This window comes from Dechloromonas sp. CZR5 (genome assembly GCF_008711155.1).
Lineage (GTDB): Bacteria > Pseudomonadota > Gammaproteobacteria > Burkholderiales > Rhodocyclaceae > Azonexus.
In genome coordinates this window covers 52035-65045 of record NZ_VUYQ01000010.1, presented here as the reverse complement: position 1 = coordinate 65045, position 13011 = coordinate 52035, and the positions used below count along the sequence as shown (strand labels likewise).

Below are 13011 nucleotides of genomic sequence, written 5' to 3'. Positions count from 1 at the left end.
ATGTCTAGCCGTACCTCATAGTTATCTGTGTTTGCGGTAAAAAAATATCGAGAACACATGCAGGGTGAATCGCCCCGGCTTGTCTATGAAGTCCTGGATGGTCGATTGATCGTGTTAGTCGTCGCCGTAGGCAAGCGTGACAAAAATGCGGTCTACAAGGCAGCTGAGGGGCGCAGACACCTCTCGAAAAGTCGTGCCAGAGAAAAAGCTGCTCAATGTCCGGAAGAGTGAAAGATCAGATTGCTTGATTGGTCAGAGGGCCTTACTCCGAATGTAAATTGTTGCAGTCTGGTGGTGCTGCGAACCATAGATTTTGCGAAATTCGCAAAATCTATGGTTCGCATTGGTGGTGCTTCCGAGCATACACATTGCTCGGAAGCGGAGATGGACAAGGTTAATAACTCGACGAGCCAAGTTGCCGTGCGGCATTCTCGAAGTAGGGGACGTTCAGGGCATACACGACTTTGGGTTTTCTTCCACGCGGGGGAGGTTCGGTAACGTTGCTCAAGAGATTGCGGCAAATCAGGTTCCGAATTGCGGGTTCTAGCCGGGCTACCTGGCGAATCGAAATAGTGGAGCATCTCAACAATTTGGACTTTTCGACCCAAGCTAAACGCGTCTTGATATATTGCTCAAGCAGATATTTTTCGAGGACCATTGCGTCAATCTGGTCTTGTGGTAGCAAGGGGGGTGGAGGTGGTGGGGAAAACAGACGTTTGAACTCACCTAGGTACCACTCACAAATAGTGCCAGCCCGATTCAGAGTCTCAAGCGATATTTCATCACCCTCATATCCTTCGAATCGGTGAAATAGAGCTGCCATCCGCGCAACGTTTTCAGCAAACTTCGAACCAAAGTCCTTGATGTCCGAGAGATAGCCGCCAGCGCCCAGGGACAGCTCGACGCAGTTGTATGCGGATTGCCAACGCTGCTGCGCTTCGCAAGAAAACTTCAGAAGCTTGCGCTCGTGTGTGCCTGCTTCAATCGCCGACAAATCCTGGTGGAGGAGTTCGGAAATCCGCGCGTTAAATCGTTCTAGTCGTACAGACGGTGAAATCGGTACGATGATGAGTCGGTTGCCTTGCGTTGAGAAAGGTTGTGTGACCAACGTTCGAGCAAAATAGCCAATTTGTCGGGCTTCAGATTTGCCTTCACCGAATGTATTTTCGAAGATTTTGGGTTGAAACATCAGCGAGGTGGTCATTCGAGCATCGTTGACCTCGAAGCTTTGCGTGGATCGACGTGTGACATGGATTGTTTCCCCACCCCAGAGTTTGTTATGCAGGGATAACTCTTTCATCATCCCTGCATGAATGACGGACTTTGCTTCTGCAGAGAAAAATCCGACAGAACTGAATTCATGACGCAAGTCGAATTTGAAACCGGCCGGGGATGCGTCGTCATAAAGCATTTTTCGGCATGCCGGTTCGCTTGGCATGCGGCGATAGACATCCTCAAGCAGTTGAGTCAAGTCAGAAGGGTCTTGCCCTTTTTTAATAGCCTTTTCGATTGCAGAAGACGCGAGTTTTAATTCGATATCCCAAGTCGCGCGACGGGCTTTGTATTGAATGGCGTTTTTTTTTACGCGTTCTGCTTGTTCTGCATCGAATGCTTTGATGGCCTTAGTGACTAAATTGTCGACTGCAGATTTGCGTTCTCCTGACTCGGCGATAGTAAGTAGCGCCAGACTGCAGGGGCCAGTAAGACCTTCAAGGCGTTGAACGTTGATGGAGTTTTGGCACGCTAATGAAACTGCGCCGATGGTGGAACTTCCGACGAGTCCTTCTGGTGCTTGAGTGACTTGTGCGGCCTCAACCATCGCGTCACGAATGATTTCAGGTGCGGCGCGTGTTGGGAAAGGTGGTGGAAATTGGGTAAACATGTGGTGCCCTTAGATGAGATAGGTGTGCGTGGCTATACCGTGCGATCGGTAGCGCCTTCGGTCGTGAGTAACCAAAAAGTGAGTCGGGGCCCCTGGCCTCACTTTCAGGCTGGACTGAGTAAGCGTGGTGTTTATTCTCCTTTCTCGTGGTTGCGTAACGTTTTGCTCAATTTCAAATTGCATCTCCCTTCAGTGCTTCTCTGAGTTGTCCAACATTCCAGCGGGTGTGTGCGCCAAAGCGACGCGGCTCGGGAATTTCTTTGCGGCGCAGCCTGGCCCATACTGTTGGAACCTTGCAGCCGAAGAGAGCCGCGACAGTTTGGACTCCCACGTTGGCTGCATCAGGCAGTTGATCAAAATTTGCAAGTTCAGGATGGAGCATGTTTATCTCCGTTGCATCTCCGTTATGTAGATGAAGCGAATTTTCCTCTCATTGAATTTAAAACTCAGGGGGGGAATTTGGGTGATAGAAAGTGGCCTTGTTTTTCGCTGCGTTTTGTGTTTACAAGGTTGCGTGTGTGAAAATGTCTGAAACGAGTGATGGCGCGAAGTCGCTGTTTTCAACATGCATCAACAGGCAAGACTATCGATAGCTTTTTTGGTAGCTAAATGGGTAGCTGGCGCATTTTTTTGGTCTAATGAAGTTATGTAATTAATTGAATATAAAGAATAATATACGCTGTATTCAGAGCAATACGACATCGTTCTGATGTAAACCGCCAACAGGAGGCAATCCATGAAAACCGAAGCCGAATTCGATAGTCTTGTGCCGGCACAATCCTTTGATCGTCGCAGCTTTATCGTCACCTCGCTGGGCGCGGGGTTTGCGCTTGCCACCCAGTCGGCCTTGGCGCAGACGGCGATCAAGACCGACGAAACGGGCCTGGTTGCCGGCGAAATCAAGGTGCCGGTCAAGGATGGCGAGATGGTGGCCTACCGTGCCGTACCGGTGGGTCTGCAAAAACCGCCCGTCGTGCTGGTGGTTTCCGAGATATTCGGTGCGCACGAATATATCCGCGATGTCTGCCGCCGCCTCGCCCAACTGGGCTATTGCGCGATCGCTCCAGAACTGTTTGCCCGTCAGGGCGATCCGCGCAAGATCGCCAGCATTCCGGAAATCCAGGCGCAGATTACCGCCAAGACACCGGATGCCCAGGTGCTGAGCGACCTCGATGCCTGCGTGGCCTGGGCTGCCGGCAAGGGAGCTGATACCAGCCGGCTGGCGATTACCGGCTTCTGCTGGGGCGGGCGGATCGCCTGGTTGTACGCTGCCCACAATCCCGGAGTCAGGGCCGGTGTGGCCTGGTATGGCCGTCTGGTGGGCGTCGTCAACGACGTCACGCCCAGGCATCCGACCGATCTGGCCGGCCAGTTGAAGGCTCCGGTGCTGGGCTTGTACGGCGGTCTCGATGCCGGCATTCCGCTGGAAACGGTCGAGGCCATGGAGAAGGCACTCAAGCAAGGCAGTGCGGCGGCACAGGCATCGGAAATCCATGTCTATGACAACGCACCGCATGCCTTCCATGCCGACTACAGGCCCAGCTACCGCAAGGAAGAAGCCGCAGACGGCTGGCAAAGGATGCTCGCCTGGTTCCGCAAAAACGGCGTCTGAATGCGGATTCGAGGCCGAAAATACGCGCCTTCGTGCTAACCTTCGCGCCTCGACTCGTTCCCGTTTCATCATGACCACAGAAACCACCACCGACAAACCGGTCGATCCGCGTGCCCTGCTGAAGGATCTCCAGACGCGTTTCGATGTCTTCCGCAACTTCAGTCCGCTGGCCATCGGCATCGACAAGCAGGTCTTCGCTCAGCTGCCTGACGTCAGCAAGAAGTCCCTGCGTATGGCCATGCGCAGCCACACCATATCGACGCGTTACCTGAAGGAAATGGAAAAGGGCACCCAGCGTCTGAATCTGGATGGGTCGCCGGCCGGGGAAGTGACCGACGAAAACCGCCAGCATGCGGCCGAGCAGTTGAAGGAGCGCTTCAAGAAGCAGGCTGAACAGCGCAAGGCAGCCGAGGCGGAAGCGAAGGCCGAGCAGCGTCGGCAGGAAAAGCTGAACCAGCTGGCCGAGAAATTCGGTCGCAAGTAAGCGGCGCGAGCCACAAAGAAAAAGGCCAGTCGAACGACTGGCCTTTTTGCTGGAATGCTGTGGTTGCGGGGGCAGGACTTGAACCTGCGACCTTCGGGTTATGAGCCCGACGAGCTGCCAACTGCTCCACCCCGCGTCCGGTGGTCGATTCGCCAGGGCGAACCGCTTACTTCTGAAGCAAAAAGCCCCGGCGCCAGGCCGAGGCTTAGAGCTTTTGAATTCTGGTGGGTCGTCACAGATTCGAACTGTGGACCTACGGATTAAGAGTCCGCTGCTCTACCAACTGAGCTAACGACCCAGAATTTCCCTTGATTGACTGGTGGGTCGGGCGAGATTCGAACTCGCGACCAACGGATTAAAAGTCCGCTGCTCTACCGACTGAGCTACCGACCCGCCTAGGGAGCGCGAATTATATAGACCCCACCTGGGGGCGTCAACGGGAAAGCGGAGTTTTGTGAAGATATGTGCCGCTGCATATTTTTTTCAGGCGGCCGAACTAGAATTTGCAGTGCCCATCCGGGGCATCTTTCACTGTGCAAGGAGAGCAGCGATGACCGAGCAGGATATTTCCCGTTATCAGGATCTGATAGTTACAACGGCGACCGATGTCGGAGTCAAGATACTGGCGGCTATTGCCTTCTGGGTGATCGGCCGTTGGTTGATCGGCGTTGCGGTCGGCATGGTGCGTGCCGCGCTTGAAAGGCAGAAGGTCGATCCGACCGTGCTGCGCTATGTCGGGTCGATTGTCACCGTGACGCTGAACGTGTTGCTGGTCATCGGCATTCTTGGCTACTTCGGTATCCAGACCACGACTTTCGCGGCCTTGATCGCCGGTGCCGGTATCGCCATCGGCGCAGCTTGGGCCGGGCTGCTCGCCAATTTCGCGGCCGGCGCTTTCCTGATCGTGCTGCGGCCGTTCAAGGTCGGCGATTTCGTCACCGTCGCCGGATTGACCGGGACGGTCACCGAAATCGGCCTGTTTGCGACGACGATCAATACGCCGGACAACGTGTCCACGGTGGTCGGCAACAACAAGATTTTTGGCGACAACATCCAGAATTTCACGCACAACCCGTTCCGCCGGGTCGATCTGAAATGCCAGTTGGCCGGTGCCGCCGATCATCAGGCGGCGATGGCCCTGCTGCGCGAGAAGATCGCCACCATTCCCAATGTGCTGGCCGAGCCGGGGGTCGATGTCGAGATTCTCGATTTCACCTTGGTCGGGCCGGTCTTGGCGGTGCGCCCGTACTGCCATAACGATAACTACTGGCAAGTCTATTTCGATACTAACAAGATGATCCGCGAGGCGCTGGGCGAAGCCGGCTTCCCGGCGCCGATGCCGGCGCAGAACGTGATCGTCACGCAAGCCGCCTGATTCGGCCGGCAGCAGCAAGGCCCGCGCTTGAGGCGCGGGTTTTTTTGAACTTTTCCCCGGCTTGCCGACCCCAAAGACCTCGTACATTCGAAGCCGGAGCAAGTCCATGGCCCATTCGATATGGACCGATCTGAGTGCCGCCTTGCGCGGCACCGACGCGGATTACACCCGTATTCCGCTCAATCGCGCGGTGTTATTGCTGGCCGTGCCGATGTTGCTGGAACTGGTGCTCGAATCCACCTTTGCGGTCGTCGACATCTTCTTTGTCGCCAAGCTGGGGCCTTCGGCGGTAGCGACCGTCGGCCTGACCGAGACCTACCTGTTCCTGCTTTACGCGATCGCCATGGGACTGGCCATGGCGGTCACTGCCATCGTCGCCCGACGGATCGGCGAGCAGCGCGGCGACGAGGCCGCCTTGTCGGCGGTGCAGGCGATCATGGTGGCGATACTGGCCTCGGTGCCTTTCGCGGTCGCCGGCATCGTCTGGGCGCAGGATCTGTTACGCCTGATGGGGGCCGACGATTGGGTGATCGAGCACGGCTACCGCTATATGCAATGGATGCTCGGCGGCAATGTGGTGATCCTGCTGTTGTTTGTCGTCAATGCCATCTTTCGCGGGGCGGGTGACGCGGCGGCGGCGATGCGCGTATTGTGGGTGGCCAACGTGCTCAACATCGTGCTCGACCCGATCTGTATCTTCGGGCTGGGGCCGATTCCGGCGATGGGTGTCGAAGGTGCGGCGATCGCCACCAATATCGGGCGCGGCGCCGGCATCCTGATGCAGTTATGGATACTCGTTCGTGGCAGCAAACACCTGCGCATACGGTTGGCCGACCTGCGCTGGCACGGCGCCACTGTGGCACAGATCGTCCGTACTTCGCTGGGCGGTGTCGGCCAGATGATCGTCGCAACGACGGCGTGGATCTTCCTGATGCGCATCCTGGCCGGCGTTTCCACCGAAGCCGTCGCCGGCGCGACCATCGCGATACGCATCATGATGTTCACCTTGATGCCGGTCTGGGGCATGTCCAATGCGGCGGCGACGCTGGTCGGCCAGAACCTGGGTGCAGGCAATCCGGCGCGCGCCGAAGCGGCGGTCTGGCGCATCGGCTGGATGAACATGCTGTTTACGCTGATCGTGTCGGTGCTGTTTTTCCTGCTGAACCACGAATTCATCGCCCTGTTCAGCGCCGATGCCGAGGTCATCGCCATCGGTGCCGAGTGGCTGCGTATTCTGTCCTACTCGTATTTCGTCTATGGCTGGTGGATGGTGTCGGTGCAAGCCTTCAACGGCGCTGGCGACACGATGACCCCGACCTGGATCAACCTGGTGTTCTTCTGGCTGATCCAGATTCCCTTGGCCTGGGTGCTGGCGGTGCCGACGGGCTGGGCGCATTCGGGGGTGTTCTGGGCGGTGTTCGTGTCGGAAACCGCGGTCGGCGTGTTTACGCTGCTGCTGTTTTCCCGTGGCGGCTGGAAACTGGCCAAGGTTTGAGCAGGTGCCGCTGAACCGTGCGGGCAAGCATCCCTGGCTCGGTGCGGGGATGCTTCTCGGCGCTAGCCCAGGCGGCGGCAGATTTCCGTGGTCAGCGCCGACTGGTTCATGCAATAGAAGTGCAGCCCCGGGGCGCCGCCCTTGAGCAGGCGTTCGCACAGCTCCGTCACGACATCGAGGCCGAAGGCACGGATCGAGTCGGTATCGTCGCCGAAACCCTCGAATTTCTTGCGCATCCAGCGCGGAATGTCGGCGCCGCAGGCATCCGAGAAGCGGGCCAGCTTGGTGAAGCCGGCGATGGGCATGATGCCGGGGACGATGGGCACGTCGACGCCGGCCGCCCTGGCTTCGTCGACGAAGTGGAAGTAGGCGTCGGCATTGTAGAAATACTGCGTGATGGCCGAATTGGCGCCAGCCTTGACCTTGCGCACGAAGGCGGCGAGATCGTCCTGCGGGTTGCGTGCCTGCGGGTGCCATTCGGGGTAGGCGGCGACCTCGATGCTGAACCAGTCGCCGGTTTCGGCGCGGATGAATTCGACCAATTCGTTGGCGTAGCGGAATTCGCCGGTTTCGGCCATGCCCGAGGGCAGGTCGCCGCGCAGCGCGACGGTGCGCTTGATGCCGGCGGCCTTGTATTCGGCCAGGATTTCGCGGATCGATTCGCGCGTCGAGCCGATGCACGACAGGTGCGGCGCGGCATCGAATCCTTCGGCGGCGATTTCCTTGACCACGGCGAAGGTGCGTTCGCGCGTCGAACCGCCGGCACCGTAGGTGACCGAGAAGAATTCGGGCTTCAGCTTCGCCAGTTCGGCACGCACGGTGCGCAGCTTTTCAACACCTTCTGGCGTTTGTGGCGGGAAAAACTCGATGGAGATTTCTGTTTTCATTTGTTCAACCAGATGAAGAATTCGCGGTTGCCATCACCGCCGGTAATCGGGCTGTCCAGCCAGCCGCGAACGGTCAGGCCGAGGATGCGGGCACAGTCCCGCAGCTTGCGTTCGACATCGACGTAGAGTCCGGTGTCGCGGACGATGCCGCCCTTGCCGATGTTGTCAGGGCCAACCTCGAACTGTGGCTTGACGAGCAGCAGCATGTCGCCGTGTGGCGCGAGGAGGGCGGGTAAGCGAGGCAGGATAAGGGTCATGGAGATGAAGGAGACATCGCCGACGATCAGGTCGAAGCCCCCCTCCGGAAAGGCGTTGCCGAGATCGGCCGCGCTCAGGGTGCGACAGTTGACACCTTCGATCGCCGTGACGGCCGGATCGGCACGCAATTGGACATGCAGCTGGTCATGCCCGACATCGATGCCGACAACGTGCCGGGCACCGTTCTGCAACAGCGCGTCGGTGAAGCCGCCGGTCGATTGCCCGACGTCGAGGCAGACCTTGCCGCCCGCCGCTATCCCGGTGTGTGCCAGCGCACCCGACAGCTTCTGCCCGCCGCGCGACACAAAATGTCCGTTTGGGTCGGCCGCGACGATCAGTGGCGTATCGTCCGGCAAATCCATGGCCGGCTTGTTGATCCGGCCACCTTGCCAGCTGACGCGGCCTTCCTTGATCAGCCACTGGGCAGCCGTACGGGAGGGGGCCAGTTTCTGGGCGACGAGCAGGGCATCCGCCCGCGACATGCCGGCCGGGCGTTCGGTCGACGGTTCGCGTGCCGGACGCGGCTTTTTTTGCCGCGCATGGAAGGAGTTCATGCTCATCGGTGAATTGGCTTACTTTCTCAGCAGAATCGCGCTGAGCAGCCAGGAAATCAGGCTGTAACCGATCGACCCCAACAGGGCCGGCCAGAATCCGCCGACATGGAATCCGCCGATCAGGTTGCCGGCCAGCATGAAGAGCAGGGCGTTGATGACGAAGATGAACAGGCCCAGTGTGAGCAGCGTCGCCGGCAGCGTGAGCAGGATCAACAAGGGCCTGAGCAGCGTGTTGATCAGACCGAGTACGATGGCGACCAACAGGGCGGTGCCGAACCCGGCTATCTGAATCGTCGGTACGACATACGGCAGCGCCAGCAGGGCTAGCGCATTGACGATCCAGACAGCGAGCAGGTTCAGCATGGCGGTCGCTTAGTAGCGGTAGTGGTCGGCCTTGTACGGGCCTTCCTTCGGCACACTGATGTAGGCAGCCTGCTCGTCGGTCAGCTCGGAGAGCTGGGCGTTCAGCGTCTTCAGCTGCAGACGGGCGACCTTCTCATCGAGGTGCTTGGGCAGGGTGTACACGCCGACCGGGTACTTGTTGGAACCCTTTTGTGCTTCGCTCCACAGTTCGATCTGGGCGATGGTCTGGTTGGCGAAGGACGAGGACATCACGTAGGACGGATGGCCCGTACCGCAGCCGAGGTTCACCAGGCGGCCCTTGGCGAGCAGGATGATGCGCTTGCCGTCCGGGAAGATGACGTGGTCGACTTGCGGCTTGATCTCTTCCCACTGGTACTTCTCGATCGACGCAACGTCGATTTCGTTGTCGAAGTGACCGATGTTGCAGACGATGGCGTTGTTCTTCATCGCAGCCATGTGGTCATGGGTGATGACGTGGAAGTTGCCGGTCGTGGTGACGAAGATGTCGGCCTTGTCGGCGGCGTATTCCATGGTGACGACGCGATAGCCTTCCATGGCGGCCTGCAGGGCGCAGATCGGGTCGATTTCGGTAACCCAGACTTGTGCCGACAGGGCGCGCATGGCCTGGGCCGAGCCCTTGCCCACATCGCCATAACCGGCGATGACGGCGATCTTGCCGGCGACCATGACGTCGGTGGCGCGCTTGATGCCGTCGACCAGCGATTCGCGGCAGCCATACAGGTTGTCGAACTTGGACTTGGTCACCGAGTCATTGACGTTGATGCCCGGGAACTTGAGTTCGCCGCGCTGGTGCATCTGGTACAGGCGATGCACGCCGGTGGTGGTTTCTTCGGTGACGCCCTTGATCTGGGCCAGGCGCACGGAGTACCAGGTCGGATCGACGGCCAGCTTGGCCTTGATGGCGGCGAAGAGGATGGTTTCTTCTTCCGAGCCCGGCTTGGCCAGGACGGAGATGTCCTTCTCGGCACGGGCGCCGAGGTGCAGCAGCAGGGTGGCGTCGCCGCCGTCGTCGAGGATCATATTCGAATAGCCGCCGTCGGCCCATTCGAAGATGCGGTGGGTGTAATCCCAGTAATCGACCAGGGTTTCGCCCTTGACGGCGAAGACAGGGATGTTCTGCGCAGCGATGGCAGCGGCAGCGTGATCCTGAGTCGAGAAGATGTTGCACGAGGCCCAGCGGACTTCGGCGCCGAGCGCGGTCAGCGTCTCGATCAGCACGGCGGTCTGGATGGTCATGTGCAGCGAACCGGTGATGCGTGCGCCCTTCAGCGGCTGGGTCTTCGCGAATTCTTCGCGAATGGCCATCAGGCCCGGCATTTCGCCTTCGGCAATGTTGATTTCCTTGCGACCCCAGTCGGCAAGGGAAAGATCGGCAATAACGTAGTCTTTGAATTCGGCCACAGTAAGCTCCTAGGAACTGTGACGGGGAGGGGAATAACGGCGTTGTTGCTCACCGGCGGCCCCCTGCGCCCGGCAGGGTTGATCAGTGAGCGCCGTTTTAAACCGAGCCTGGGAGCGATGTTGATCATCGTGCTCCTGCAGCGCCCCTCGGTAGGTTGCGGATTATAAACCGGTTTTCGGCCGGATTTCAGCCTTTGTCGCCGGCCCAGTAGTGGTCGACGTCCTTGATCCCCCACTTGGCAGCATCTTCGCGTCCGGCGATTTTTTCCGGGCTGCGCGCAAGGTCGATCACCTCCGGCTTGATATATGCCTGCGACTTGGTTGAGAAGAAAATCTTCACCTTCGGCTTGAGCAGGGATTGTTCGCCTTGTTCGATGACGACCCCCAATTTCCCGGAGGCCAGCTTGACCAGCGAGCCGATCGGGTAGATGCCCAGACTCTTGACGAAAGCCTGGAAGACCATCGGGTCGAAATGGCCGGTCCATTCGGCCATGCGCTTGATCGACTCGGCCGGGTCCCAGCCGGCCTTGTAGGGGCGGTTGGACGTGACGGCGTCGTATACGTCGCAGACTGCGCCCATCTTGGCGAACAGGCTCATCGTCTCGCCGTTCAGGCCCTTGGGATAACCGCTGCCGTCGATTTTTTCGTGATGGTGGAGGCAGACATCCTTGGTCACCTCGCTGACACCGCTGCCTTCCAGTAGCAGCTTGTGGCCTTCCTCGGGGTGCGTCTTGACCAGCGCAAATTCCTCGTCGGTCAGCTTGCCCGGCTTGTTGAGCACCTCAAGCGGAATCATCGCCTTGCCCAAGTCGTGCAACAGGCCGGCCATGCCAGCCTCGCGGACCTGCTGTTCGTCAAGGTCCAACTGGCGGGCCAGCGCGATCATCAGCGCGCAAACGGCCACGGAATGCATGAAGGTGTAGTCGTCGGCCGTTTTCAGTCGAGCCAAGCTGATCAGCGCACCCGGGTTGCGCATCACAGAATTCGAAATTTCCTCGACCAATGGCGCTGCCGCTTCGGCCTCGATGGCCTTGCCCATGCGCGCTTCCTGGAACATGGAGACAACGGCTTCCTTGCCCTTGGCGACAATTTTCGTGGCGCGTTTGACCTCGTCGGTGAAGGACGCTTTTTCCTGGACGACCGGTTGTTCGGGTGGAATATCTGCCGCACTGACCACTTCGGTCATGATTTCGCCGGCAGCAGTGTCCACGTCGCCGCCTTTGGAAATGTCGATCCAAACCTCCTTGATCGGGCTTTCCGCAATGAGGAGCAGATCGTTCGGGTCAGTCAGGACAAACTTGGTCCGCCAGAATGGGTGATCCAGCCAGGCGCCGCAGAAAGCTTGCAGGTGCATGCCCAGCGTCAATTTTTCGACGGGAATTTTCTTCAACATATTTGCTGATTTTAACGAAAAAGGGAGCGCATTTGGCTCCCTTTTCGCAAATCTTCACAAAGCCTATGTATTACAGGCCGGCATCCGACTTGAGCAAGTTGGCGCGATCCGTCGCTTCCCAGCTGAATTCCGGCTCGTCGCGGCCAAAGTGGCCATAGGCGGCGGTCTTCTGGTAGATCGGACGCAGCAGGTCGAGCATGTTGACGATACCCTTCGGGCGCAGATCGAAGTGCTTGCGAACCAGGGTGGTCAGGGTTTCGTTGCTGACCTTGCCGGTGCCGTAGGTCTCGACCATGATCGAGGTCGGTTCGGCAACACCGATGGCGTAGGAAACCTGCACCAGGCAGCGCGAAGCGAGGCCCGCGGCGACGATGTTCTTGGCGACGTAGCGCGTTGCGTAGGCAGCGGAGCGGTCGACCTTGGACGGGTCCTTGCCGGAGAATGCGCCACCGCCGTGCGGTGCGGCACCGCCGTAGGTGTCGACGATGATCTTGCGGCCGGTCAGGCCGCAGTCGCCTTGCGGACCGCCGACGACGAAGCGGCCGGTCGGGTTGACCAGGAACTTGATGTCGCCTTTGATCAGTTCCTTCGGCAGCACCGGCTTGATGATCTGCTCGATGGTGGCTTCGCGCAGGTCTTCCAGGCTGATGTCCGGCGAGTGCTGGGTGGACAGCACGACGGTGTCGATCGAGTGCGGCTTGCCATCGACGTAGCGGATGGTGACCTGCGACTTGGCGTCCGGACGGGCCCACGGCAGGCGGCCGTCCTTGCGCAGCATGGCTTGGCGCTCGACCAGTCGGTGCGACAGGTAGATTGGCAGCGGCATCAGCGACGGGGTTTCGTCACAGGCGTAGCCGAACATCAGGCCCTGATCGCCGGCGCCTTGGCCGAGGTTGTCGTCGTAGGCGGCGTTCACGCCCTGGGCGATGTCCGGACTCTGCTTGTCGTAGGCGACGAGCACGGCGCAGCCCTTGTAGTCGATGCCGTATTCGGTGTTGTCGTAGCCGATGCGCTTGATGGTGTCGCGGGCGACCTGGATGTAATCGACGTTGGCGTTGGTGGTGATTTCACCGGCCAGCACGACCAGGCCGGTGTTGCACAGGGTTTCGGCGGCGACGCGGGAATGCTTGTCCTGGGACAGGATGGCGTCGAGGATGGCGTCGGAAATCTGGTCGGCAACCTTGTCGGGGTGGCCTTCGCCAACAGATTCCGAGGTGAAGAGATAATCGCTCATGAATGCTCCAGTGGTCCTTTGATCCGGCGTTACCAGCTTTGGACCACGAGCA

General features: G+C 59.1%; 12 protein-coding genes, 3 tRNA genes and 1 riboswitch. Of the genes, 4 read left to right on the top strand and 11 right to left on the bottom strand.

Going from position 1 to position 13011, the window contains the following annotated elements:
- Positions 1-394: 394 nt before the first annotated feature.
- Positions 395-1882 (bottom strand): YfjI family protein, encoded by a 1488-nt coding sequence (locus F1002_RS18895; protein ID WP_150430598.1) that lies wholly within the window; start codon positions 1880-1882, stop codon positions 395-397.
- 172 nt (positions 1883-2054) lie between these two features.
- Positions 2055-2264, bottom strand: coding sequence for an AlpA family transcriptional regulator (locus F1002_RS18890; RefSeq protein WP_150430597.1), 210 nt, complete (start codon positions 2262-2264; stop codon positions 2055-2057).
- 354 nt (positions 2265-2618) lie between these two features.
- On the opposite strand from F1002_RS18890, the gene F1002_RS18885 reads away from it, so the two are divergent.
- Positions 2619-3494, top strand: coding sequence for a dienelactone hydrolase family protein (locus F1002_RS18885; RefSeq protein ID WP_150430596.1), 876 nt, complete (start codon positions 2619-2621; stop codon positions 3492-3494).
- Between the two features lie 70 nt (positions 3495-3564).
- On the top strand, positions 3565-3978 hold the full coding sequence (locus F1002_RS18880; RefSeq protein WP_191090470.1) for a ProQ/FINO family protein: 414 nt from the start codon (positions 3565-3567) through the stop codon (positions 3976-3978).
- Positions 3979-4038: 60 nt separating this feature from the next.
- On the opposite strand, the gene F1002_RS18875 is transcribed toward F1002_RS18880, so the two are convergent.
- The 3 genes from F1002_RS18875 to F1002_RS18865 all read right to left on the bottom strand — a co-directional run bounded on the left by F1002_RS18875 (position 4039) and on the right by F1002_RS18865 (position 4371).
- Positions 4039-4114, bottom strand: a tRNA-Met gene (locus F1002_RS18875).
- An 86-nt stretch (positions 4115-4200) separates the two neighbouring features.
- Positions 4201-4276 (bottom strand) — tRNA-Lys (locus tag F1002_RS18870).
- Between the two features lie 19 nt (positions 4277-4295).
- A tRNA-Lys gene (locus tag F1002_RS18865) sits at positions 4296-4371 on the bottom strand.
- Positions 4372-4528: 157 nt separating this feature from the next.
- Between F1002_RS18865 and F1002_RS18860 the strand changes: the two genes are divergently transcribed.
- A complete protein-coding gene (locus F1002_RS18860) occupies positions 4529-5353 on the top strand; it encodes a mechanosensitive ion channel family protein (protein WP_150430595.1) in 825 nt (274 codons plus the stop codon).
- 106 nt (positions 5354-5459) lie between these two features.
- Entirely contained in the window at positions 5460-6848 is a 1389-nt protein-coding gene (locus F1002_RS18855; RefSeq protein ID WP_150430594.1) for an MATE family efflux transporter, read from the top strand.
- 62 nt (positions 6849-6910) lie between these two features.
- On the opposite strand, the gene metF is transcribed toward F1002_RS18855, so the two are convergent.
- From metF to metK, 6 genes are all read right to left on the bottom strand, one after another.
- Entirely contained in the window at positions 6911-7735 is an 825-nt protein-coding gene (metF, locus tag F1002_RS18850; protein ID WP_150430593.1) for a methylenetetrahydrofolate reductase [NAD(P)H], read from the bottom strand.
- Positions 7732-8553, bottom strand: coding sequence for a TlyA family RNA methyltransferase (locus F1002_RS18845; protein WP_150430592.1), 822 nt, complete (start codon positions 8551-8553; stop codon positions 7732-7734). The genes metF and F1002_RS18845 overlap by 4 nt, the downstream gene beginning before the upstream one ends.
- 12 nt (positions 8554-8565) lie before the next feature.
- Positions 8566-8910: a phage holin family protein gene (locus F1002_RS18840; protein ID WP_223879679.1), complete on the bottom strand. Its 345-nt coding sequence runs from the start codon at positions 8908-8910 to the stop codon at positions 8566-8568.
- Between the two features lie 9 nt (positions 8911-8919).
- Positions 8920-10332: an adenosylhomocysteinase gene (ahcY, locus tag F1002_RS18835; protein WP_150430591.1), complete on the bottom strand. Its 1413-nt coding sequence runs from the start codon at positions 10330-10332 to the stop codon at positions 8920-8922.
- An 80-nt stretch (positions 10333-10412) separates the two neighbouring features.
- Positions 10413-10487: riboswitch (S-adenosyl-L-homocysteine riboswitch) on the bottom strand.
- A 32-nt stretch (positions 10488-10519) separates the two neighbouring features.
- Positions 10520-11725: an HD-GYP domain-containing protein gene (locus F1002_RS18830; RefSeq protein WP_150430590.1), complete on the bottom strand. Its 1206-nt coding sequence runs from the start codon at positions 11723-11725 to the stop codon at positions 10520-10522.
- 70 nt (positions 11726-11795) lie between these two features.
- Positions 11796-12959, bottom strand: a complete 1164-nt coding sequence (gene metK / locus F1002_RS18825) for a methionine adenosyltransferase (RefSeq protein ID WP_150430589.1) — start codon at positions 12957-12959, stop codon at positions 11796-11798.
- Between the last annotated feature and the right edge of the window lie 52 nt (positions 12960-13011).

What these genes read in the sequence shown, in the direction of transcription:
- F1002_RS18895 (WP_150430598.1), bottom strand. Translation starts at nt 1,882, where the DNA reads ATGTTTACCCAATTTCCACCACCTTTCCCAACACGCGCCGCACCTGAA.
- F1002_RS18890 (WP_150430597.1), bottom strand. Translation starts at nt 2,264, where the DNA reads ATGCTCCATCCTGAACTTGCAAATTTTGATCAACTGCCTGATGCAGCC.
- F1002_RS18885 (WP_150430596.1), top strand. Translation starts at nt 2,619, where the DNA reads ATGAAAACCGAAGCCGAATTCGATAGTCTTGTGCCGGCACAATCCTTT.
- F1002_RS18880 (WP_191090470.1), top strand. Translation starts at nt 3,565, where the DNA reads ATGACCACAGAAACCACCACCGACAAACCGGTCGATCCGCGTGCCCTG.
- F1002_RS18860 (WP_150430595.1), top strand. Translation starts at nt 4,529, where the DNA reads ATGACCGAGCAGGATATTTCCCGTTATCAGGATCTGATAGTTACAACG.
- F1002_RS18855 (WP_150430594.1), top strand. Translation starts at nt 5,460, where the DNA reads ATGGCCCATTCGATATGGACCGATCTGAGTGCCGCCTTGCGCGGCACC.
- metF (WP_150430593.1), bottom strand. Translation starts at nt 7,735, where the DNA reads ATGAAAACAGAAATCTCCATCGAGTTTTTCCCGCCACAAACGCCAGAA.
- F1002_RS18845 (WP_150430592.1), bottom strand. Translation starts at nt 8,553, where the DNA reads ATGAGCATGAACTCCTTCCATGCGCGGCAAAAAAAGCCGCGTCCGGCA.
- F1002_RS18840 (WP_223879679.1), bottom strand. Translation starts at nt 8,910, where the DNA reads ATGCTGAACCTGCTCGCTGTCTGGATCGTCAATGCGCTAGCCCTGCTG.
- F1002_RS18830 (WP_150430590.1), bottom strand. Translation starts at nt 11,725, where the DNA reads ATGTTGAAGAAAATTCCCGTCGAAAAATTGACGCTGGGCATGCACCTG.
- metK (WP_150430589.1), bottom strand. Translation starts at nt 12,959, where the DNA reads ATGAGCGATTATCTCTTCACCTCGGAATCTGTTGGCGAAGGCCACCCC.